The 23,541-nt window shown below is 42.1% G+C and carries 20 protein-coding genes and 1 pseudogene; 14 read left to right on the top strand and 7 right to left on the bottom strand.

What is annotated here, in order from left to right; all coding sequences use genetic code 11:
• Positions 1-66 precede the first annotated feature (66 nt).
• The 9 genes and pseudogenes from istA (at position 67) to AB3Y88_RS04750 (ending at position 8,909) form a co-directional block, all read left to right on the top strand.
• A pseudogene (istA, locus tag AB3Y88_RS04710) lies at positions 67-1,280 on the top strand (IS21 family transposase).
• Positions 1,267-2,097 carry an IS21-like element helper ATPase IstB gene (gene istB, locus AB3Y88_RS04715; RefSeq protein WP_313819558.1) on the top strand — a complete coding sequence of 277 codons (831 nt, stop codon included), beginning with the start codon at positions 1,267-1,269 and terminating at the stop codon, positions 2,095-2,097. Before istA ends, istB begins: the two are co-directional and overlap by 14 nt.
• Before the next feature lie 417 nt (positions 2,098-2,514).
• Positions 2,515-3,252 (top strand): 5-oxoprolinase subunit PxpB, encoded by a 738-nt coding sequence (pxpB, locus tag AB3Y88_RS04720; protein ID WP_056961738.1) that lies wholly within the window; start codon positions 2,515-2,517, stop codon positions 3,250-3,252.
• 3 nt (positions 3,253-3,255) lie between these two features.
• Positions 3,256-4,278: a biotin-dependent carboxyltransferase family protein gene (locus tag AB3Y88_RS04725; protein WP_228889040.1), complete on the top strand. Its 1,023-nt coding sequence runs from the start codon at positions 3,256-3,258 to the stop codon at positions 4,276-4,278.
• Positions 4,279-4,293: 15 nt separating this feature from the next.
• Positions 4,294-4,719, top strand: a complete 426-nt coding sequence (locus AB3Y88_RS04730) for an acetyl-CoA carboxylase biotin carboxyl carrier protein subunit (RefSeq protein WP_367293399.1) — start codon at positions 4,294-4,296, stop codon at positions 4,717-4,719.
• 9 nt (positions 4,720-4,728) lie between these two features.
• Positions 4,729-6,045: an acetyl/propionyl/methylcrotonyl-CoA carboxylase subunit alpha gene (locus tag AB3Y88_RS04735; RefSeq protein WP_228889045.1), complete on the top strand. Its 1,317-nt coding sequence runs from the start codon at positions 4,729-4,731 to the stop codon at positions 6,043-6,045.
• A 26-nt stretch (positions 6,046-6,071) separates the two neighbouring features.
• Positions 6,072-6,866 (top strand): putative hydro-lyase, encoded by a 795-nt coding sequence (locus tag AB3Y88_RS04740; protein WP_228889047.1) that lies wholly within the window; start codon positions 6,072-6,074, stop codon positions 6,864-6,866.
• Positions 6,867-6,878: 12 nt separating this feature from the next.
• Positions 6,879-7,634, top strand: coding sequence for a LamB/YcsF family protein (locus AB3Y88_RS04745; protein ID WP_056961743.1), 756 nt, complete (start codon positions 6,879-6,881; stop codon positions 7,632-7,634).
• 30 nt (positions 7,635-7,664) lie between these two features.
• Complete coding sequence (locus AB3Y88_RS04750) at positions 7,665-8,909, top strand: NRAMP family divalent metal transporter (protein ID WP_228889050.1); 1,245 nt, start codon at positions 7,665-7,667, stop codon at positions 8,907-8,909.
• A gap of 695 nt (positions 8,910-9,604) precedes the next feature.
• Here AB3Y88_RS04750 and AB3Y88_RS04755 read toward each other — a convergent pair.
• The 3 genes from AB3Y88_RS04755 to AB3Y88_RS04765 all read right to left on the bottom strand — a co-directional run bounded on the left by AB3Y88_RS04755 (position 9,605) and on the right by AB3Y88_RS04765 (position 13,792).
• Positions 9,605-10,837, bottom strand: coding sequence for an acetate/propionate family kinase (locus AB3Y88_RS04755; RefSeq protein WP_367293400.1), 1,233 nt, complete (start codon positions 10,835-10,837; stop codon positions 9,605-9,607).
• A 369-nt stretch (positions 10,838-11,206) separates the two neighbouring features.
• Entirely contained in the window at positions 11,207-12,409 is a 1,203-nt protein-coding gene (locus AB3Y88_RS04760) for an MFS transporter (protein WP_056961749.1), read from the bottom strand.
• A 243-nt stretch (positions 12,410-12,652) separates the two neighbouring features.
• Positions 12,653-13,792 (bottom strand): ABC transporter ATP-binding protein, encoded by a 1,140-nt coding sequence (locus AB3Y88_RS04765; RefSeq protein WP_228889052.1) that lies wholly within the window; start codon positions 13,790-13,792, stop codon positions 12,653-12,655.
• 128 nt (positions 13,793-13,920) lie between these two features.
• Here AB3Y88_RS04765 and AB3Y88_RS04770 point away from each other — a divergent pair, with 128 nt between their 5' ends.
• The 4 genes from AB3Y88_RS04770 (at position 13,921) to AB3Y88_RS04785 (ending at position 18,110) form a co-directional block, all read left to right on the top strand.
• Positions 13,921-15,219 carry an ABC transporter substrate-binding protein gene (locus AB3Y88_RS04770; protein ID WP_228889055.1) on the top strand — a complete coding sequence of 433 codons (1,299 nt, stop codon included), beginning with the start codon at positions 13,921-13,923 and terminating at the stop codon, positions 15,217-15,219.
• Positions 15,220-15,224: 5 nt separating this feature from the next.
• The gene (locus tag AB3Y88_RS04775; protein ID WP_056961755.1) at positions 15,225-16,079 is read left to right on the top strand and encodes a carbohydrate ABC transporter permease; all 855 of its coding nucleotides are present in this window, start codon (positions 15,225-15,227) and stop codon (positions 16,077-16,079) included.
• 3 nt (positions 16,080-16,082) lie between these two features.
• Positions 16,083-16,898, top strand: a complete 816-nt coding sequence (locus AB3Y88_RS04780) for a carbohydrate ABC transporter permease (RefSeq protein WP_049166078.1) — start codon at positions 16,083-16,085, stop codon at positions 16,896-16,898.
• An 87-nt stretch (positions 16,899-16,985) separates the two neighbouring features.
• The gene (locus AB3Y88_RS04785) at positions 16,986-18,110 is read left to right on the top strand and encodes a sorbosone dehydrogenase family protein (protein WP_228889058.1); all 1,125 of its coding nucleotides are present in this window, start codon (positions 16,986-16,988) and stop codon (positions 18,108-18,110) included.
• A gap of 83 nt (positions 18,111-18,193) precedes the next feature.
• Here the strand turns inward: AB3Y88_RS04785 and AB3Y88_RS04790 are convergent, their stop codons facing one another.
• The 3 genes from AB3Y88_RS04790 to AB3Y88_RS04800 all read right to left on the bottom strand — a co-directional run bounded on the left by AB3Y88_RS04790 (position 18,194) and on the right by AB3Y88_RS04800 (position 21,971).
• Positions 18,194-18,601 (bottom strand): VOC family protein, encoded by a 408-nt coding sequence (locus tag AB3Y88_RS04790; protein ID WP_054755795.1) that lies wholly within the window; start codon positions 18,599-18,601, stop codon positions 18,194-18,196.
• Positions 18,602-18,934: 333 nt separating this feature from the next.
• Complete coding sequence (locus AB3Y88_RS04795) at positions 18,935-20,425, bottom strand: FAD-dependent oxidoreductase (protein ID WP_367293401.1); 1,491 nt, start codon at positions 20,423-20,425, stop codon at positions 18,935-18,937.
• An 88-nt stretch (positions 20,426-20,513) separates the two neighbouring features.
• Positions 20,514-21,971 carry an amidase gene (locus tag AB3Y88_RS04800; protein ID WP_228889063.1) on the bottom strand — a complete coding sequence of 486 codons (1,458 nt, stop codon included), beginning with the start codon at positions 21,969-21,971 and terminating at the stop codon, positions 20,514-20,516.
• 174 nt (positions 21,972-22,145) lie between these two features.
• Between AB3Y88_RS04800 and AB3Y88_RS04805 the strand changes: the two genes are divergently transcribed.
• A complete protein-coding gene (locus AB3Y88_RS04805) occupies positions 22,146-22,694 on the top strand; it encodes a CDP-alcohol phosphatidyltransferase family protein (protein ID WP_228889075.1) in 549 nt (182 codons plus the stop codon).
• Positions 22,695-22,752: 58 nt separating this feature from the next.
• Here the strand turns inward: AB3Y88_RS04805 and AB3Y88_RS04810 are convergent, their stop codons facing one another.
• Positions 22,753-23,292: a GNAT family N-acetyltransferase gene (locus tag AB3Y88_RS04810; protein WP_056961762.1), complete on the bottom strand. Its 540-nt coding sequence runs from the start codon at positions 23,290-23,292 to the stop codon at positions 22,753-22,755.
• Positions 23,293-23,541: the final 249 nt, after the last annotated feature.

Consider the following 23,541-nt stretch of genomic DNA (forward strand, 5'->3'; position numbering starts at 1 on the left):
AAAATGTCGGTTTTCCAACATTTTTTTACGGTAAAATAAACGCATCTCAAATTTGGAGGAACTGAAATGCGTTTAGATGTTGAGCAGTGTGTCCAGCAATATATTATGAACAAAATAAAGCCCAACTTCGCTGAAATTGGTCGGCGATACGGTGTTGATCCACGAACGGTAAAAAGATACTACAATTTAGGGCTTACGCCCCCAGATGAGCAGCCACAACCCTTACGGCGGCCGAGTAAACTTGACGATTATCGAAAAACGATTGAAGAAAAGGTTCTAGAAGGCTGTTCGGCAACGGCAATTTATTACTTTATCAAAGAACGTGGCTATCAAGGAAAGCAAAGTATTCTCAGAGACTATTGTCGAACCATCAGAAAAGCCGCAACGAAAAAAGCCACTATCCGGATTGAAACCTCGCCAGGGATTTCAGCCCAGGTTGATTGGAAAGAAGATTTAACGTTGGTTTCTCGGCATGGAGAGATTGTCAAAGGCAACATCTTCTTATATGTTTTAGGGTACTCGCGAATGAAATACATGCAATTTACCTTCAGTCGCAGCCAAATTACCTTTTTTGATTGCTTAACTAATGCCTTTTGGGCAACCGGGGTGTGCCGAAAGAAATCTGGTTTGACAACCAAAAGGTTGTCGTCGATCATCATAAAAGTAATTTTGGTAAGCCGGTATTTAATGAAACCTTCGTTGAATACGCTAAGGACGCTGGTTTCAAGCCAATTGCTTGTCGACCGTTTCGGCCACAAACCAAAGGAAAGGTTGAGGCGCTGGCCAGAACTACTCAGCGAATCAAAGTTTACAACCATGAGTTTGAAGAGCCGCTAGACTTAGCCGAGATCGTCCATTTGACGTGTGATCAGCTGAATCATGAGAAGTCTCAGGCGACTCAAATTCCGCCTTATTTATTGCTTGATAAAGAAAAAGAGTATCTCCAGGATTTTGATCACGACTTACTCGATGCCTATGCCAGCCAAACCATCGCAAGGAAAGTTAGCAAGGAATCAATGATTGTCTTTCAAAATCGGAAATACTCCGTCCCCATAAGATATATTGACGAAACCGTACAAATTAAACACGATGACAATACTCTATACATTTATTATAACGGAGAATTAATTCGTTCTCACCCTATTTCACTGAAAAGATTTACTTACCTTCGCGATGACATGGAAGAGATTGTCCGATCAGACCTTTATAAGAATCGTGATGACCGAGTCATTGATGATTACGTCGACCGAAACCTGAAGATGTTTGATGAAATGGAGTGAGAAAATGGCCAATTACCAAGCTTTATACACCAACCTTAGACAATTAAAGTTAGATCGTTTCGCCGAACATTTAGGCTACCTATTGGATCATCAAGATGAAGCACCCAAGTCCTTGAGTGATGCCTTATTCGAATTGACAACGGCTGAGCTTAAATACCGGGAACAAAAAAAGATTAATTTGAGAATTAAACTAGCCCGCTTTCCATATGAAAAAACGTTAGCTGACTTTGACTTTAGTTATCAACCGGGAATTAACCAAGGGATAATTGAGGACTTGGGATCACTAAGATTCACCCAAGAGAATCAAAACGTTTTGTTTATCGGCACCTCCGGTGTCGGTAAAACTCACCTAGCCACCGCCATTGGAATTGAAGGGTGTAAACAAGGAATTTCAACGCAGTTTATTCGATGTAGCGACCTCATCAACAAGCTTCAAACAGCACAAGTTCAAGGCCGGAGCGAAGAAGTGCTACGCCGGTATGCCCGTTTTCAAATTCTAATCATTGATGAGATTGGTTATCTTCCAATTGAGTCAGTGGGCGCTAAGCTGTTTTTTCAGTTAATTGAAAGACGATACGAACGGAAATCAACCATTATCACCACTAATATTCCGCTTTCTAAGTGGGGAAACACCTTTTCAGATAAGATGTTAGCTAACGCCATTTTAGATCGCTTGGTTCATCACGCTAAAGTTATCCGAATCACTGGTCGATCATATCGAATGAAAGATCATTTAATTGAAAAGAAGGATAATTCCGGACCTGATTTATCAGGTTTCAACGCACAAAATAAAGAAAGGAGCAGTGAGACACTGTAAACTTTATCGGTAAAAAACAGCATTTTTTAATCGGCAAAAAACTACATTTTCACATCGGCGTTGACATGAATTATTAATTAGTTTTAAAATATTCTAAAGTCCTTATGGCTAACCCTTTTTCAAAAGTTTTACACCCGCGTTACTCCAATCTAGAAAGACTTCTGCATTAATAATTTTTCTAAATTAAAAGTTAGCGACAGCACTCATTATTTTTTAATATAAATGATATTTAGTTTTTTTTAAAAACTCAATTCAGCTTTTTCAATTGTTAAAAAATATTTTGTGCCACATATCCTCTGTTTCTTAACTTTTCTCAGAATCCCCTTTCAATAATTATTCTTTAATTGTATTTTATTAATCATAGCAAAATATTTGCAAAGAGCGTCCTAAATAAATTTGTCCGAATGAGGTGACAGAATGTTAATGTACCCTTACAACTTAGTAGCAGTCGGTGAACAAGCTATGAATCTTGTCTTTCCTGAAAAAATTGATGTTGCGGAAAATCAAACGATTCAAAGGATCGCTAAGGATTTGCGAACAGACCCTACGTTTGCTTTACTTGATGCAATTCCTGCTTATCACACGTTAACACTCTACTTCGACACTCAACGCATCTCCGAGGCTCAATTCAGGTCCAAATTAACCGTTTACTTACATAATTATACAGACGCAGTTGCTGTTACTCAGGAGCGCGTGCTCGAATTACCGGTGTGTTACACCCCTGAATTTGGTCCCGATCTTAAGGATGTTGCAGCTTTTGCTGGGCTTTCGATCCCGCAATTAATTCAAATGCACACCCAAAATTCTTATTTTATCTATATGATGGGCTTTTTACCGGGCTTTGCCTACATGGGATTCGTCCCTGATCAAATCGCAATGCCACGTCTCAACCGACCGCGAGCAGAGGTCCCGGCTGGCAGTGTTGGAATTGCAGGAAAACAAACTGGAATGTACCCAGTGGCCTCACCTGCCGGCTGGCGTATTATCGGACGGACGCCTTTAAAGCTTTATGATCCCCATGCCCCACTTCCAAAATACCAACCTGGAGACCGAATTCAATTTAAAGCCATTAATCGCCAAGAATACGAACGGATCAAAACCGTCGATCAGGCTGGAAAATACCACCTTAATATCAAAAAAACAAAGGAGGCGTAGCTGATGGCTCAGTTTGAAATTCTCGCAGGTGGCTTGGCAACTACTGTGCAAGATACCGGTCGTCGTGGATACCAGGCACAGGGAATTCCTGTGTCCGGGGCGACAGATCTGTTTGCACACCAGCTCGCCAATTTATTGGTTAACAATCCTGTGACTGCCGCTACCCTTGAGTTTATGCTCCTTGGTCCCAAAATAAAATTTAATTGTCATACTTTTATTGCCGTGACAGGTGGAGCCTCAAACCCTTGCCTAAATGGTAAAGACCTGAGTCGTGGCAAAGCTTATGCCGTTCATTGTGGTGACATTCTCAGCTTTTCTCCAATGGCGGCCGGTCGTTTCGGCTATTTAGCACTTGCAGCTGGAGGAATCTTAACTGCACCGCTTCTTCAAAGCCGCTCGACTACAGTGAAAATTTCTCTAGGCGGTTATCACGGACGCAAGTTAGCACAAGGTGATCTTATTCCGCACAATGAATGTTTTCAAATGCCAAGCCTGGCATTTAGACAGACTAATTTGACTGCTATTTCTCAAAATAAAACGGTCAATGTTCGTTTTATGCAGGGACCACAATGGCAGCTTTTTTCTACCGAGGCGCAGGCGGCGTTCACTACCAAACTTTTTAATATTTCTCCACAGGCCGACCGCATGGGGTATCGTCTGGCAGGTGACAACTTACCAGTTCCCAACAAAAACATGCTTTCTGAAGGTACTGTCTTGGGCAATATCCAAATTACCCGGGCAGGCGAACCCATCGTTTTATTGACAGATCGCCAAACTGCTGGTGGCTATCCCGTGATCGGAACAATTATTGCTGCAGACTTAAGTATGTTTACCCAGCTCACTAGTGAACAAAAGATTCATTTTAAGCAAGTAACCCTTGCAACTGCGACACAGGCACTTGAAAATCAACGTGCTTCTTTGAAAAAGTTAGCAGTTGAATTTAAAGAATTACGCTATCAGCAGCCTCTAGGCCCAGCCCGAAAAGCTGCACCCAAAATCACAAAATTAATCATCCAAAACCAGTGAAGGAGTTGAATTTTGATGAAAATCCCAGAATTACCCAAATTAACTAAACTATTCAATGAGGCGCAACTGACCCGCTTGGAGCTTCAAAACGAGCACGAACACATTATTTTAGAAAAAAAGCCTGCTCCCTCAATTTCACAGTTACCAAGCACTGCTCAAACTCCAACTTCCAAGCCTGGTCCGACACCTAAGCTACCTAGTACTACTCAAGTAGTCAAGGCACCCTTCATCGGAACGTTCTATGCAGCTGCCAGTCCCACAGAATCGCCCTTTGTCAAAGTTGGGACACAGGTACAAACGGGACAAGTCCTAGGAATTATCGAAACGATGAAAATGATGAATGAAATAAAAGCTCCGTGTGCTGGAACACTTGCAAAAGTTCTAGTTACAAACGAGGCAAATGTTGAATATGATCAAGAACTCTTTGTGATTGCGAAATGAGGTGCTTTTTTGAAAAAAGTTTTAATCGCAAATCGCGGTGAGATTGCAGTGCGTGTTATTCGCGCCTGTCGGCAATTAAATTTGAAAACAGTCGCAGTCTATTCGACTGCTGATCGTACTGCTCTTCATGTGCAGCTTGCTGATGAAGCTTGCTGTATCGGCCCCGCAGCACCCAAGCAGAGTTATCTAAACATGAACGCGATTATCACCGCAGCAAAATTGACTAACGCGGATGCAATTCACCCCGGTTATGGATTTCTCTCTGAAAATGCCGTCTTTGCGCAATTATGTGCGGAGCATAACCTTACCTTTATCGGACCAAGTGCACATGTGATTGCATTAATGGGAGAAAAAGCACGAGCACGAGAAACGATGCAAGCAGCAGGAGTACCTGTCGTTCCTGGTAGCAAAACAGAATTTAATGATCAGCAACAGGGGCTGCAGGCTGCAATTGCGTTGGGCTTTCCAGTCATGTTAAAAGCAAGTGCCGGCGGTGGTGGCAAAGGGATGCGTATCATTTCACATGAAGACCAGTTTAAAGAGAGTTTTACACTCGCTCAAAATGAGGCCCTGCATGCCTTTAATGACAATCATATGTACTTAGAAAAATACCTCCCTCATCCACGCCATATTGAAGTTCAGGTTTTTGCAGATAAATTCGGGAATGCAGTCGCTTTAGGCGAACGGGACTGTACACTGCAACAGCACCATCAAAAAGTAATTGAGGAAGCACCGGCAACTATTCTTAAACCGGCAACTCGAGCACAGATGTTTGCTGTTTCAGTAAAAGCCGCTCAAGAAATCGGTTATGTTGGCGCTGGAACAATGGAATTTTTGCTTGATGATCCAGACCACTTCTATTTCATGGAGATGAACACCAGAATTCAGGTCGAACATCCCGTGACAGAACTGACAAGCGGACTCGATCTGGTCACTCTCCAATTACGCATTGCTGCTGGGGAAAAATTACCTAGTACAATCAACCATAAAATTGCACAGGGTTTTGCACTTGAATGCCGCATCAATGCACGAACTGCGGGCAAAATTCAGGCGCTGCATTTGCCGGCCGGCTATGGCATTAGAACTGACAGCGCTCTTTACCAAGGATATCAAGTTCCTCCAAACTACGATTCAATGATTGCCAAGATTATTGCGTTCGGTCCAAAAAGGCAGACGGTGATCCAAATGATGTTGAATGCGCTTGACGAAACTGTCATCGCCGGCCCGCAGACAAATTTGGACTTTCTCATGCAACTACTCGCCGAACCAGCATTTTTGGCTAATACGACCGATATTAATTGGCTTGACCACTTAACCGCAAATTAAAATTAAGCGAAAGAGAGGTTTTCTAAATGGACAGCTCACTCACACAGTTATCACCGCAAAAATTGCGCCACTTGATTCGCGCAGGTAAATATACTGCTCCTACCAGCGGACTTGCTCCTGGTTATACTCAGGCAAATTTGGTAATTGTTCCCCAAGATCTTGCCTATGATTTTCTCCTATTTGCACAGCGTAACCCTAAATCATGTCCTATTCTTGAAGTCAGTGACTGCGGTAGTAAAAAGTTACACACTTTCGCACAAGATGTTGATCTTGCTGCCGATTTTCCTCGCTACCGCATCTATCGCAATGGAAAATTAGCCCAGGAAGTTACCAATGTCTCTGCATATTGGCGTGATGACCTTGTCAGCTTCCTGATTGGTTGTAGTTTCTCTTTTGAAGCAGACTTAATTGCAGCGGGAATTGAAATGCGCCACATTACTGAAGGGGTAAATGTACCAATGTATAATACAAAGATTGCATTGCAACCAGCAGGCCGCTTTTCCGGCAATATGGTTGTCAGCATGCGACCACTGCCAGCAGCACGGGTGGTGACCGCTGTTAAGATTACTGCCGCAATGCCTCGTGTTCATGGTGCCCCCATTCAAATCGGCGATCCAGCAAAACTTGGAATTACTGATCTCGCTCATCCGGATTATGGTGATGCAGTCACAGTTAATCCAGGTGAAGTCCCTGTCTTTTGGCCATGCGGAGTTACTCCGCAAAACGCCATCATGCATACTAAACCAGCGTTCGTGATCACCCATGCTCCAGGACATATGCTAGTGACTGATGTCAAGAATACAGCCTTAAAATATGAATAGGAGTTGAGTTAAATGTTAAAAATCGATTTTAATAGCGACCTTGGTGAAAGTTTTGGACATTACTCTTTAGGCAAAGATGCTGAAATCATTAAACTCGTGACTTCAGTCAACATTGCGTGTGGCTATCATGCTGGTGATCCGGATGTGATGGCCCAAACAGTTAAAAGTGCTGAGAGCGCAGGAGTCGGAATCGGTGCCCATCCCGGATATCCTGACCTTCAAGGTTTCGGTAGAAGAAAAATGCAGCTCGCTCCGCTAACTGTGCAGCACCTTGTTACTTACCAAGTAGGTGCCCTGCAATCTTTCACGTCTGCTGGTAAATTACATCACGTCAAACCTCATGGTGCGCTCTATAACATGGCCGCTGCCAACTATGAATTAGCCCTTGCGATTTGTCATGGTATCCAGGCCGTTGACCCTGCCTTGCCACTTTATGCCTTAGCTGGCAGTCAGTTAGTTAAAGCAGCTCAAGCTACCGGATTGCCCTATGCCCAAGAAGCCTTTGGTGATCGCAACTATCTTGCGGATGGTTCACTGGTTCCGCGCAACAAGGCCCATGCAGTGATCACTTCACCCGCTGAGGTTGCAGCTCATGTCCTTGAAATGGTTACAAAAAAAGCCGTGACCACCTTGGATGGTTCTTTAATTCCATTAGCAGCAGATACTATTTGTGTTCATGGAGATAATCAAGCTGCCTTAGCAATCGTTTCACATTTACAGACGACACTTTTATCCCACGGAATTTCACTGCAGCCCTTTAAAAAATAGCGGCTGCAAAAAAGAGAAGGAGACTACACTATGGCTAATAAAACAACTAAGGATTCCAAAATTACTTCCCCACTAGATGATCTGAGTGCAACTCCCCGCAATCCTCGCGGAGTCGCCATGGGTGCAGCATTTTTAATGGCGATGGCTGCTGTTGGTCCAGGTTTTTTGACTCAAACTGCAACTTTTACAGGTCAAATGGGAGCTAACTTCGGTTTCGCAATTTTAATTTGTATTATCTTCGATATTATTGTCCAAATGAACGTGTGGCGAATCATCGTTGTTAGTGGTAAGAAGGCACAAGTCATTGCCAATGACATTTTCCCTGGTTTAGGTTATTTTCTTTCATTTCTGGTTGGACTCGGTGGCCTCTTTTTTAACATTGGAAATGTTGGGGGTGCCGGTCTTGGACTCAATGTTCTTTTTGGGATTTCTCCCGAAAACGGCGCTGTGATTGCTGCTGCACTTGCAATCTTAATCTTTGTTGTTAAAAATGCGCTGACTGTTATGGACCGAACGGTACAAGTCCTTGCTTTTGTAAAAGTGGCAATCCTAGTTTATATTATTTTCATTATGGCGGTTCCTTATCACGAAGCTGTTCAGCACACTTTTTTACCGACTAAAATTGACTTTTATTCAATCGTTACAATCGTCGGCGGAACGGTTGGCGGCTATATCTCTTTTTCTGGTGGACATCGTTTAATTGAAGGCGGACTAAGAGGCAAACAAAATATCAAGTATGTCAATGAGGGGGCTTTGACTGGGATTGGAATTGCTTCAGTCATCCGCGTACTCCTCTTTCTAGCAGGTCTGGCCGTTGTAGTCGCTGGTAATCAATTAGATCCGACTAATCCGGCCGCTTCAATTTTTAAAATTGCAGCCGGTAACTTTGGCTATAAGTTCTTCGGAATTTTGCTTTTTGCAGCGGGGATGACCTCCATTCTAGGATCAACTTTCACATCCACCTCATTTTTAGACTACGCTGTCGGTTCTCAAAAGGGCGCTTTTGCAAAATATCGAAAAGCCCTCATTCTTAGCTTTATCATCGTTTCGACGGTTATCTTCTATTTCATCGGCAATCCTGCTAAAGTCTTAGTTTTTGTTGGTGCTGCTAATGGTTTTGTCTTGCCTATCTCACTAGCCATCCTATTAATTGCTGGCAGCAGTGCCAAGATAATTGGCACATACAAGCATCCAAAATGGTTGACTTATTCCGGCTGGTTGGTTGTTTTGTTTATGGCTTATGCCAGTCTTAAAACGGTTATTGGATTGTTTTAAAGAAGTGTTGACACTCAGCGTTTAGCCTCCGTCGACTAAGTCTGGCATTACAAAGTAACCCGGGTTTGGTTACGTGTAAGGCAGGCTTAGGTACAGGAGGTTGCTGGGTGGAGCACGTTAAAAAGAAGTGTGCAAAAAGGCGCTAAGTTTTGAGGTTTAGCGTCGGATCACAATGGTAACTGAACTTGTTACCGGTGTGATCCGTGCTAAACACAAAAAACTGCCTTTTGGAACACGTTAATGGAAGTGCCAACACCCTGCGTTCAACCGCCGTCGACTAAGTCTGGCATTACAAAGTAACCCGGGTTTGGTTACGTGTAAGGCAGGCTTAGGCACAGGAGGTTGCTGGGTGGAACACGTTAAGAAGAAGTGCCGACAAGCACCGTCAGACTTTGAGCACTAGCAGCAAATTGCAAAAAGAGAAGGGGCTGTGACAAAATTTAACTTTTGTCACAGCCCCTCTTTTATTCCAGATAAACGTGTTCCATAAGTCAAAATTCTCCGTCTAACTTCGAATTATCTCCGTCTAACTTCGAATTACTCATAGCAAATTACTCGCTATGTTCGTAATTTCGAGTTAGTACTCAAATTTTCCCGACTTATGTCACACTCTCTTCTCTTTATTTTGGATATCCAGATTTTCATACATCAAATCTTATTGTTCATTTTTTGCGCCTGTATGCTGCGCTGCTTAGTTAATTCTTTTTTAAATACTCACCTACTTTAAGTGAAACTTCATTGGTGAGTTCATTGACATCACGCGCAATCATTAGTTCTTCATTTGTAGGAATGACAAACAACCTTGCTTTGCTATCTTTCCCAGTAAAATCCGCTTCACGCTCATTGGCGTCTTTGTTAGCTGCCAAATCCGCAAAGATTTGCAAAGCCCCCAGCTTGGCGGTAATCCGTGCGCGCATCTTAGCGTCTCTTTCGCCAATTCCACCAGTAAAGACGAGCGCATCTGCACCACCGAGTTCCAACCAATACGCGCCAAGATAATCACAAATTTTTTTAACAAACATTTCAATTGCTAGCTGAGACTGAGGATCAGTTTTGGCTTTTTCTTCGATTTGGCGTAAATCAGCACTATGCTGTGAGATTCCTAACAAACCGGAATCATGGTTTAAAAGTGCAAGACAACTATCAATATTAGCAATCACACCCTTATGCATCAAATAGGCAAGTGCAGAAAAATCAACATCGCCTGCGCGTGAACTCATCATCAAACCAGAAACTGGAGAAAAGCCCATTGAGGTGTCAACACTTTTCCCATCTTTAATAGCTGTAATTGACGCTCCAGAACCAAGATGGAGCGTAATCAGCTTTAATTTGGACAATGGTTTGTGGAGTTTTTGCGCAGCCTGTAGCGCAACATATCGATGGCTGGTGCCGTGAGCTCCATATTTACGTACCCCATATTTTGTGTAATAAGCATAAGGTAAAGCGTAAAGAAAGTTCTTGGCGGGCATTGCTGCGTGAAAAGCAGTGTCAAAAACGGCAACTTGGGGAACTTCAGGCAAGATTTTCTGAATTGCGGCAATCCCTTTCAAATTAGCAGGATTATGCAAAGGTGCAAGTTCACTTAGTTTTTCAATTTGTGTCAATACCTCAGGCGTAATTACAACAGAATGCGTAAAGCGTTCGCCACCAGCAACAATCCGGTGACCAACACCTTTAATCTCATCTAGGGAGGAAATCACCTTGCTATTTAACAAAAGTTTGACAGCATACGCAACAGCTTCATTATAATCAAAGCCCTGTTGGAGATGCCAAATTTTTTGTTGTGTTCCCGTTTTAAGTAGAATATTGCAATGTTCACGCTTGATAGGATCAAATAAAAGGCTAGCACTTTCCCTTTCGCATGGCATTTCAAACACACGCATTTTCAAAGTTGAGCTGCCTGAATTAACGGCTAAAATTTTACGCATAGGTGAACCCCCCAAAAACTTTATATGTGATTATATTCACAAATAAAATGATAGCATTTTATTCATAAATGTCAATGCAAATTGACCATCTATCTTATATTTAAAGGAATCAATACGGATAAAGAGATATTTATAAGCTTAATCAACCTTAATTTTATTTATTTTGTGCTTATTTTCACTAAAATTGCTAATGCCAACTAAATCCTTAACAGCACTCAACCCACCTTTAAAAGCTCAACTAGTGCTAATAAAAAATCTCCCTAGGCTTGAATTTTCATGTCCAAGTTTGGGAGAAATCTTCATGAAGACCGCTACTTAGGTTCTGTAAAACAGTCGATTCAACTATCAGTTCAGACTAAGAATGCTGTGTTAGTCCAGCTCCAATCCTTTTGTTTCCTTACCTAGGAAAATAATGGCAAGCACTGCGATTAAAATTGCACCGCAAAAAATACTAAAAATAACGGCAAAGGAAGAACCTGCTGCCAACAGACTGCCGACCATTAGCGGACCAAAGATCCCGCCCAAGCGACCAATCCCACCTGCTATTCCTGAACCTGTTGCGCGTATTACAGTTGGATATTGTTCAGGTGAATAGGCATACAAAGCACCCCAAGCACCTAAATTGAAAAACGATAACAAAATTCCAGAGAGCAATAACATACTCAGGTTTGTTGCCGTTCCAAATCCTAAAGCACTTAACGCCGTACCTACTAAAAAGAGTGATAATACCCATTTACGCCCAGCCTTTTCAACCAGCCAAGCTGCCGCAAAATATCCTGGTAATTGTGCACAAGTCATTAACAAAGTGTAACCAAAACTGTGAACTAGGCTGTATCCTTTAAGTGCAATCACACTTGGCATCCACAAAAACATGCCATAATAAGAAAAGACGACCATAAACCAGACGATCCACAGCATTAAAGTTGCGCGGCGATAATTTGCTCCCCACAACGCCATTAATGACTGCAATAATTTCGGCTTTTCTTGTCTAACCCGCTGCCGATATTCTGCAGATTCGTACAAACCAGCACGTAAATACAACGCATAAAATGCCGGTAATGCCGCAATTAAGAGTGCAATTCTCCAACCCCAGCTAGGAATAACAAAATAAGAAATAAGTGCTGCAATAATCCAACCGCCTGCCCAAAAACTTTCTAATAAAACAACCGTTCTGCCACGAGTTTGTGCTGCCACATTTTCTGAAACTAGCGTTGAGGCCACTGGCAGTTCACCACCAAGTCCCGCACCCACGAAAAAGCGCAAAATTACGAATAATGTATATCCAGTCGTTAAGGCTGAAAAGCCAGTTCCAATTGAAAATAAGAGCACTGTGAAAACTAAAACATCTTTACGGCCCATACGATCAGCTAAAAAGCCGAAGAAAACGGCACCCACCGCCATCCCAATTGAGCTGACACTACCGATCCAACCCATCTGTAATTCATTAAGCTGCCACTCTTCTTTCAAAGCTGCAATTACAAAAGAAAGCATTCCCACATCCATTGCATCGAATAGCCATGCTAATCCCGTAACAAATAATAATCTCCGTGTACCAGAACTTCCCTTTTCCATTAACTTCCTCCAAAATTTTCTAAACTCCGCCAAGGTGTCAAGACACATGTGACAGCTAAAGTTTTACCATTTTTAGAGGTGTCTTGTCAACGCCTTAAACCCAAACATATTTGCAGTTTTCAGTAGCACCCTTTCGCAGCGCCCGCTCAATAAACTCCTGCAACCAGCAAAAAAGGATTGCGTCAAAATCTGCATCTGACTCAATCCTTTAATCTATTACAATTTGTAAATTAGCATCCAGCCTTATTTGCCTTGAATAGTCAATCCACTTTTAGCATCAAATAAATAAATGTTTTCTTTATGCAAGTACAACTGCAACTTTCGTTGATTACCATCATTAGGAATTCTTTTGGGGGTCTGAATCACAATATTAATCCCGTCTGCAGTTTTCAGATAGACCAGTGTATGACCGCCCATGTACTCAGCTAAATTTTTAACCGCCTCTAACACGAAATAATCCTTGCGCGGACTAGCTAACTCTGTGCTCCCACTTTTTTTCCCAGCAACTTCAACCTGTGTGACTTTTTCAGGCCGAAATCCAAGAATAATTTCGCGAGTATTTTGTGGCAATAACTCCTTGGCAACAATGTCACTTAGATCATAATCTACCCCACCGGTCGTAAAAACCCCTGTACTAGCCAATTTTCCTTTTAAGATGTTCATACTAGGCGAGCCAATGAAACGCGCTACAAAAAGATTGCGTGGTTTATCGTACAGCTCTTCTGGTTTACCGTATTGCTGTACTACTCCAGCACGCATAATCAAGATCTTATCAGCCATTGCCATTGCTTCTGCCTGATCATGTGTCACGTAAATTGAAACCGTCCCAAGCTGCCTATGTAGCTCAATGATATCTTGTCGGGTAGAAACACGCAGCTTGGCATCTAAGTTAGAGAGCGGTTCATCCATCAAAAAGATTTCAGGGTTACGGACCATGGCACGCCCCAAAGCCACTCGCTGCCGTTGTCCACCAGAAAGCTGGGCTGGTTTACGCAGCAGGTAATCAGTCAATTTCAACTTTTTAGCCGCAGCTTTGACCCTTGCATCAATCTCACTCTTAGAGAATTTACTAAGCTTTAAATTAAACGCCATATTGTTATAGACAGTCATATGCGGATAAAGCGCATAGTCTTGAAAAACCATCGCAATACTGCGCTTTTGAGGCGGAAGGTTATCAAAACGCTGTCCGTCGACCAAAATCTCGCCCTTAGTAACTTCTTCCAAGCCCGAAAAGCAGCGTAACAAAGTTGACTTGCCGCAACCTGATGGCCCAATAATTGCCACAAATTCCTTGTCATCAATTTCTAAATTGATATCTTTCAAGGTATCACTATCTGCTCCATCATATCGTTTATAAAGGTGTTCAATCTGAATCTTGCTCATGAGAAACGCCTCCTCGGGTTTATTCTTTGCTTTTGCATCTACAGTGTTTCATAATAAAAACATAAAATTTAAGTAAGAAAGAATGGTGCACTTGACAAACGGTTAAAAAACGAATTGGGGTGAAAAAGATGAAGAACAATTTTTTTAGGATTGCTGGGATAACTTTTATGTTGAGTTTATCATTATTTGTCTTAACATGTTGTAGTTTTGGCTCGCAAAAAGAACAAAATTCAAAAATTACGCTTAATTTTTTTAATCAGAAACCCGAAATTAGCACCCAGTATCAAAAGCTTGCACGACTGTATCATGCTAAACATCCAAATGTTAATATCCAAATAACAACTTCCGGTCAGGGGGGTGGTGCAGCGGCACTGCAGGCCAAATTTGCTTCAGGAGAGGCTCCCGATATTATTATGCTCGGGGGCTTGCCCGAAATTGACCGCTACAAAGAACACCTGATCAACCTTAAAAATCTCCAAGCAAGCAAAAACATAATCCCTGCTCTCGTAAGTGGAGGGCTTTCAAATAATCGTATGGTTGGAATTCCAGTTGACTTGGAAGCTTACGGATGGTCATACAATAAGGCAGTCTTTGCCAAAGCTGGAATTGATGTTTCAAAGATTACCAACTATTCTGAATTTTTGAAAGCGGTCCAAAAATTAAATGCTGAAAAAAAGCAACTCGGTTTAGAAGCCGTTTTCGGTTTCAACGGTGGTGATACTAATTCAATTGCCTCTGTTTCAGCTCAGTTTACTTCCTTGCCTTACAATAATAATTTAGTTAAAGCATTCAAAAGCACGACCTTTTCCTGGAAATATGAAAAACAAATGAAGCAATATTACGATCTTATCAAAAAATACAACGTCCAACCCATTCTGTCTGTCAAATATGATCCTTCAGTTCAGGATCTTTTCTTTAATGGCAAAGTTGCAATGATTCCCCAAGGAAATTGGATCATTCCTACCCTCGATGGCCTCGAAAAAGGGTATGTTCAAAAAAATTTAGGGATGCTGCCTTTCTTTGTTAAGAACAGCGGTAGCGCTCGAATCCTCACTGGTTCTTCATGGTATCTAGGAATTACCAATGATCATCCGCACAGAGAAAAGGCTGCTAAGGATTTCATCAATTGGATGTACACTTCTAAACAGGCCCAAAACGTCATTATCAACGAGATGCGCTTTGTGCCGGCCACTAAAAATTTTGACGTCTCACGCCTTCCAGATGATCTTTCAAAAGAAATCTATCGGATTGGTACTTCTAAAAAAGCACAAGCTCCGATTCACAAACAATATCCAAACGGCTTCACTAACCAGGCACTGGGTCCATACATGCAACGCTACTTCGTTAATCGCATCTCTTGGAGCAATCTAAAAAAAGAAGTCTCAGCTAAGTACCGACAACTTAGAGAAATTCAAAGTGGGGAGTGAGCAAAATGCTAATCAAAAAACACCAATATCTTGCTTTTGTTTTACCAGCACTTATTTTTATCTTGCTGATCATCGTTGTTCCTTTTTTGATTGGAATTTACTATTCTTTTACTGATTCCAATGGGTTACGCGCCTCCTTCATCGGCTGGAAAAACTTCGAAGTTCTCTTCCGCGACGCTACCTTCTTGCAAAGTTTCTGGCTGACAGTTAAGTTTTCTGTTGTCGCAGTTGTTTTGATTAATCTTGTAGGATTAGCTTTTGCACTGATTGTTACCACCCATAATAACCGACTAACAAAATCACTGCGTACAATCTTCTTCATGCCTAATCTGATCGGCGGGATTTTACTTGGTTTCATCTGGCAATTTATCTTTACTTCTGCTTTTCAAGCTGTAGCAACCGCTTTTGACCTTAATTTTCTAAAAGGTTGGCTCAGTGATCCAACAACCGGTTTTTGGGGAATCGTAATCTTATTTGTCTGGCAGATGAGTGGTTACATCATGCTGATCTACGTTTCTTTCCTAAATGCAATCCCTCAAAATACAATTCAAGCAGCAATTCTGGATGGGGCTAAACCGACACAGATTTTCTTTTATGTTAAGTTACCGCAATTAGCACCTGCCTTTACAATTAGCCTTTTCCTAACCTTAGCCAATTCATTTAAACTCTATGAACAAAACTTAGCCTTAACCAACGGCGGTCCGTACCGTTCTACAGAAATGGTTTCGATGTATATTTACAACACCGCTTTTGTCAACTTTCAACAAGGATATGCACAAGCTGCCGGCATTATTCTCTTTCTTTGCGTAACTTTGGTATCCTTTATCCAGTTGGCAATCTCAAGAAAACAGGAGGGATAGCTGATGAAAAAGTCACGAAAAATTTTGCTAGGTTTTCTTTTCGGACTCCTTGCCCTCGGGTGGTTTTATCCATTTATCATCGTTTTGATCAATGCCCTAAAAGGTAAACGGGGAGTCTTCCAAAACCCGCTATGGTTCACCCGTGATTTCACCTTAACTAACTTTAAAACTGCTTATCAGGCTCTTGATTTCACCAATAGCTTTGTCAATTCGGTTATTATCACCGTAGGCAGTGTGGTAATCATTACTGTAATCTCAGCTGCGGCCGCTTACGCACTTTCGCGAGTCAAAGGTCCTTTTAGTTCTGTCGTTTATTACCTCTGTGCAGGCACCATGCTGATTCCCTTTCAATCAATTATGATTCCTTTGCTTTCGCTTTTTGGCAGAGTAAATTTTCTTAATCGAACCAGCTTGATTATTATGAATACTGGCTTATCTGTCAGTCTCTCAATTATTCTATTCTATGGAGCATTTCAGGGAGTTTCCAAGAGTCTCGACGAAGCAGCTGCCCTAGATGGAGCTTATCCCTTGAAAACATTTGTCTATGTTATCTTCCCGGCAGTTAGCCCTATGACTGGGACAGTTGTCATTTTAAACGCCATGAAGATTTGGAATGATTACCTGTTGCCTTCACTAGTAGTTAACAAGGATGGTATGTATACGATCCCGTTAAAGATGTACTCATTCTTTGGTGAAACAAATAGTCAATGGCAACTGGCACTCGCTGGATTAGTGCTGTCAATGGTTCCAATCATCATTCTCTTCCTCTTGTTGCAAAAACAGGTTATGACAAGTGTGACAGAAGGTGCCATCAAATAGTAAAACTCAGCTAAGCAAAATGTGTACTTAATTTGCCGCTCAATTGTCTACCACTCCCAGCAATTCTGAAGAAAGGAATGGCAGCATATGAAAAAAGCAGTCCTGTTTAGCGGAATATTCTTGGGATGCATTGTTTTAGGAGGATTCTTGTTTTTTCTCAACTCTTCTCAAACCAACAAGGAAAAACGGCAAACGGCAAAACAAACGGTTGTGACCGGGGTGTACAAAAAAGCACAGTTAGTTGGTACTCCGATCACGGTAACCCGCAACTTGCATGCGCCTTGGGCACTCACTTACTATCGCAGCAGCTTACTAGTCAGTACGCGTGATCGCGGTGAAATTCTTGAGGTACTCACTAATGGTAAAACACGGACAATTGGGCGCATCGCTGAAGTTGAACATCAAAGCGAAGACGGCCTTCTTGGAATCACAACCCGAACCCTCAATGGTCAGTCTTACCTTTATGCCTATTACTCAACCACCCAAGATAATCGAATCGTACGTTATCAACTCACCGGCACTGAAGGTTCCTACGGGTTAAAGAACGCAGAAATTATTCTTAGTGGCATTCCCCACGCTACCAACCACAATGGCGGTCGCATCAAGTTTGGACCTGATGGAATGCTGTACGCAACTACCGGAGATGCTGGCAATCCTGAAAATGCACAAAAACTTAGCTCTCTGGCCGGTAAAATTTTGCGGATGACCCCGACAGGAAAAGTCCCAACAGACAATCCCTTTCCTAATTCGCTAGTTTATAGTTATGGACATCGTAATCCACAAGGTCTTGCATGGACAGATAAGGGAATTCTTTATGCCACCGAATTCGGTCAAAATGAATGGGATGAACTTAATAAAATTAAAGCTGGTAGCAACTATGGCTGGCCTCAGCATGAAGGCAAAACAGCAGCTAAAGGTTTCGTCTCGCCGCTTCAGCAATGGCGCCCAGCGGATGCCAGTCCAAGCGGTTTGGCTTTTTACAACGGAATTTTCTTGATTGCTAATCTTAGAGGAACTGTCTTGCGAGCTGTTGCAGCCACTGCACCACAGAGTTCCTTGACTTATTATTCAAAACAAGCTGACCGCCTGCGTGATGTCATCATTTCCCCCGATAAGAAAAAATTAATTTTTATTACCAATAATACCGATGGCCGCGGTTCTCCTGCAGCACATGACGATCAAATCTTAAGTGTTACCCTCAAGGCTAACTAAAAGTTACCGCAAAAAAAGTGTGCCCTAGCTTCAATTAAGAGACTAGTGACCCACTTTTTACTGCATAATTTTCACATTTTAAACTATAACGGCGTCGGCATCCAAGCAACCGTAAGCAAGTTCCCATCTGGATCTTTAATCTCTAACTCATACATTTGGTCTTCTGGAATATCCATTTCAACATGATAGAAATCACCGCCATTTTCTTTAGCACGTTGGGCAAACTCTTTAACTGCAGCGATACTTTCCAGGTTAAATGAAGTCATCGAACCGCTGGCTTTCTTTGTATCAGCAATCACCTGTCCCTTTAAAAACTGTTGATAAAAAGCGTGCTGCAAAAGCATCACCCAAATGCTATCTGTCCACATCATTGCTGTCCCTTTTTCGTTCGAAAATTCCATATTCTGCTTAAAACCCAGGGCTTTATAGAATTTGATTGACCGTTGCATCTCAGTTACTGGTAAGTTCACAAAAATCATTTTTTTAACCATTGTTTTGCTCCTTTATCTAGTTTGCAATCTAAGTGTGACAACTGCCAAAAAACTTCGCACACTAACATCAACTACCAGCCAGCTACCTCGATTTCATTGTCTCATGCTTCCTTGAAGGCAGCAAATGATATCGCTTACAAAAAGCATAAAGAAACAGCGCAGAGGCTGGTCACAAGTTAACCTTTGACTCAGTTCCTACTTTGTTCCAGCTAAACGAGTTTCATAAGTTAACCTTCCCTGTCTATCTGCGAATTTCTCAGTGCAAAGCACGCACTCTGTTCGTAATTTCGCATTAGTACTCAAATTTTTTCGACTTATAGCACTTGCTTTCAACTAGCGTCCGCTGTCTTGCAGATAGTTTCCCACTGCTTGTCCTGCAATCCGACCTGAATTCCAAGCAAACGCACAACTCACACCTTCAAGCGTCGGATAAGAAGTGTCATACATTCCACTGGCATTATTACCCGTTGCATAAGCTCCTTTGAGTGCTAAGCCATCCATTCCAAGGACCTCCATTTTTTCATTAACACGGACGCCGCCAATTGTTCCCAATGAAGTCGTTGTTGCCTTGACAGCGTAGAAAGGTCCCTTTTGCAAATCAAACTGCAGGTATGCCGGGTCTTTGTAAAATTGAAGGTCTGCCTTGTTTTTCACAAATCTATTGTATTCTGTGACCGTTTTAACCAACTCAGTAGCACTCATTCCCAGTTTGTCAGCCAGCACACTCAGGGTCTCCCCTACAAATGCTACCTGGTTGGCTTGTGCTTCTTGCAAATCTTCCTTGAGTTGCGCAAATGGTCCAATTTGATGCGTAACTTCTTTATGTGCCAAATTCTTAAAGGTTCTCTCGAATGAATCTGTCAAAGGAAGCGCCGTTTTAGTAATTTTAGCAACAAAAGCTTCATCAAAAAGATAGTAATAACAACCACCTGCTGCAAAGGTCGTGTTCCCCCACAGGGCAAAATCATAAACCACACCTTCATTTGTAAATCGTTTGCCTGCACGATCAACCCATAATAAAGGTAAGTTAGTTAGTGTAAAAATTGAAGGCTTGCGCCACTTAGGATCTACTTGAGAGACAACACTTGCAGCATGATTCTCAAATGCACCTTTTTTTCTAGTATCAGCCCCAATTTGAGCAATCATTCGTAACCCATCGCCAGTTGCTTTTCGTTCTCCCATGCTATAAAATTCGCGGCTGTCAGTTTCTAAAGTTGATGCCACCATTTTTTGGTTACCAACAAAGCCTCCATCTGCGGCAATTACAGCACGACAATTGATCAGTCTGCTTCTTCCCTGTTTTTCAAGAATTTGAATGCCGGTAACTCTCCCAGCATCATCTGTAACTATTTCTTTTCCGGTAGTCTCAGTCAACAAGACGCCTCCAAGTGCTTCAAAACGTGCCAGCAAACGTGCAAAGCCGTTGAATTTATCAATATACTGGTGATAAACCCTAGGATGTTTCTGATGTGCCTCTTGAGTATTTGACACCAACTCAGTTGCTAAACCATTTTCATTTAACCAGGTAATCGTGGCCGCTGATTCTGCTACAATTTTTTTTACCAAGGATTCATTGACTCGATGGTGACTATAATCTACCAGTTCCTGAAAAGCATCTTTGACGGTGTAGCTTTCACCGCTTTGTTGTTGCTGCTGACTTTCAACTGCAAACAATCCCTGCGCGCCAAACATCCCTGCTCCGCCCGGGCGATTTCCTTTTTCCAATAACAATACTGACAAATTTTGTTGTGCTGCAGTTAAAGCAGCTCCGATTCCTGACGCCCCTGCTCCAACAACGACAACCTCGAAATAATTTTGACTCATTTTTTCCGCCTCCTGACCTCTTTTGATTTTACTGGATACCTTGTGCATTATCAAACAAGATTTTTAAAATTAATCTTCAATCCAGATGCTAGTGCAACAACATTTTAAATTTACCGTTTTCCTCAAAAAGCTTGCTAATTTGCAGTAAAAGCCGCTCATTACCTTTGCGTGCAATGAATTGAATTCCAAGCGGTAATCCGCGTGCTGAAAGATATGTCGGTAGGCTAATCGCTGGTTGTCCCGTAATATTTGCGTGCTGTGTAAACGGTGTCAATGCTAAACTGCGTTCAAAAAAAGCGCTCACCAGTTGGAGACGTTCGTTCTTGTTAAGTGCCGTCACATTCTCCATCTGTGGCACCAAGTCCGCGGGAATCAAATCCTGTTTTATTTGTGGTGCTGTAGTCGCAGTCGTGGGGGTTAAATAAAGATCATATTTTTCAAACAGTTTGTCGGCCGCATAACTAATTTGATCCCACGCGCTAAGTGTCTGGCTATAATCAACCGCGCTCAACTTCAATCCGGCTTGATAAATTACCCAAGTGGTCAATTCAACTTCTGAACGTGTTACCTTTTTACCTGCCCGACGCTCAAGATCTGCAAACAAACTAGCCGTTTCACCAGCATTAATAATATAATATCCCTGCATTAAGGCACGTCCAGCGATTGAATCCGTTGTTTCTTCAACTGCGATGCCTTGTCCTTCCAAAAAAATAACCGCCTCTTCAACTGCTTTTTGAGCAGCTACACTCACCGGTGTCCCCACAGGAGAGGTTGTTGTATAGCCAATTCTTAGTTTTTGGGGTAACGGTTGGTTAATCGCTTGCAAAAATCCCGACTGTTCTAATGGCGTCTGAAAAGGTGCTGCAGGTTGCACAACTTGGAGTACATCTAGTAAAGCCGCTGTATCACGCACTGACCGTGTCAACGCAAAATCAAGCGCGGCCCCCTGCCATCCGCGCCATGAGCCAGGTCCGACTGGTACCCGTCCACGAGTTGGTTTTAATCCAATCAATCCCGTAAAAGAAGCTGGAATTCGTAAAGATCCTCCACCATCGCTTCCAGCAGCTAAAGTTACCATTCCTGCAGCTAATGCACTTGCGGCTCCACCAGAAGAGCCTCCAGGTGAATAATCAGTATTCCACGGATTACGAGCTGGTCCGTAGAGCAGCGGGTCTGTGATATTTTTGAAACCAAACTCTGGGGTGTTGGTTTGTCCGATTATAATAAAGCCCGCTTGTTGCAGTCTGCGTACAAAAAAATCAGTCTGCTGAGCAATATTGTACTGCAATAGATGTGCGCCCGCTGTGGCAGGCTCACCTGCTAAATTTTGACCTAATCCTTTCAAAAGTAAGGGCACGCCTGCAAAAAGAGCCTCCTTATTCACAGCTTTTGCTTCCAATAAAGCTTTTTTTGCTCTCGTATGAATAACCGCATTTAATTGGGGATTAAGCTGTGCACATTTTTGTAAACTTTCTTCCACCAGTTCGGAACTACTACAAATTCCAGTTTTTACAAGTTGTGCTTGCCCTAAAGCATCAATTGTCATTTTAGTCCTCCCGCTTGTTCAAATTCATTAATTGCCGTTTTGATTACCTCAACTTTAACTATTCCTCAGTATTTAAGCAATTATTTTGGCTAAAAAACTTGGTTCCAATTGACCTGCTTTCCCAAAAATACTTTATACTATAAACAACAACTTAGTGATCAAAAAATTTAAAAAATGCGCGAGGAGATTCCAATTAAAAACCTGCCTAATCTGATTACCCTTACACGGATAATTGCAGCTTGTTGTCTTCTACTAACAACACCATTTTCAATCCCGTTCTTTACGCTCTACTTTGTTTGCGGACTTAGCGATGTTTTGGATGGATATTTAGCCAGAAAAAGGCAATTGACAAGTACTTTAGGCCAAATCCTTGACAGTTGTGCCGATTTAATCTTCATCAGTTTTGTACTGCTACTTTGCTTACCTGTGCTTAAACTTTGGTGGGGACTAATTCTTTGGATTCTTGCAATTGCAGCCATCCGTTTACTTTCGTTAACAGTTGGTTATATCAGGTACCATCACTGTGCTTTTTTGCATACTTACGCTAACAAAGCAACCGGTCTAAGCTTATTTTTCTTTCCTGTTTTATTCACATTCTGGGATCAAGGAAGGGTTACTTCCACTATTTGTGCACTCGCGACAGTAGCCGCACTGGAAGAGTTGGTTATTAATCTGACCTCAAAAACATTACGCCGAGATCGCCCCTCAATCTTCAGCAAATAGTAAAGAGTTGGTTTAAAGAATACTAGTTGGGTCTGTTTTTTGTTTTTAGCAATTCAGCCTAAAAAGATTCAGCCAACACTGCTGACACATCTCTTTTTACAAGTAAATCCCGCTGTAGATCAGTTCCCATCTTAAAAACATGTTCTCCAAATTGTTTAAAACCCATTTTGTGGTAAAATCTCAAAGCCGAATTATTATGCTCCCAAACTCCAAGCCAGACATAGTCCTTACCCAGTTTTTGGGCCTGTTCAATGCCGTAATTAAGCAATTTGCTTCCCAGCCCTTGACGTTTGAACTCCTGCTTAATATAGATACGTTCAATCTCTAAAGCCTTTTTTCCCTGACTTTCCGATTGTGCTTCCCCCACATTGAGTTTTACATATCCGGCAAGTTTCCCCGCGTGAAAAATAAATTGAAATTCTGAATCAGGATTTGCTAATTCTTGCTTTAACTTTTCCAAGTTGTAGGCTGCCTGCAGGTACGCCCGCATATTTTCTACAGTATTGTCTGCTTCAAAAGTCTCATTGAAAGTTGCTATACTAAGCGTACGCAAAGTCGCCGCCTCGGTCCGCTTGACTCTTTTCATCTCATTTTCCATTTTTAATCCTCCTAATAGTTTCGCCGATTGCCTTTTTACCAATATTCATCCTTAAGTTTTCAGCAATTTTTGCTAAACGCTGTGCCACAATTTACTCCGTGGTGCTTGCCAAATGTGCACGTGCAATTGTCCCAACTTTTCTAAGCTATTTTCTGCTACTTTTCTCCCAATAATTGAAGAGCTGCTGTATCTTTCCAGCGACGACCATTCGTTAAGCTGCCCCCAGCCGGCTGACTTACTTAATCCCCT

The organism is Liquorilactobacillus satsumensis (genome assembly GCF_964065465.1).
GTDB classification, from domain to species: domain Bacteria; phylum Bacillota; class Bacilli; order Lactobacillales; family Lactobacillaceae; genus Liquorilactobacillus; species Liquorilactobacillus satsumensis.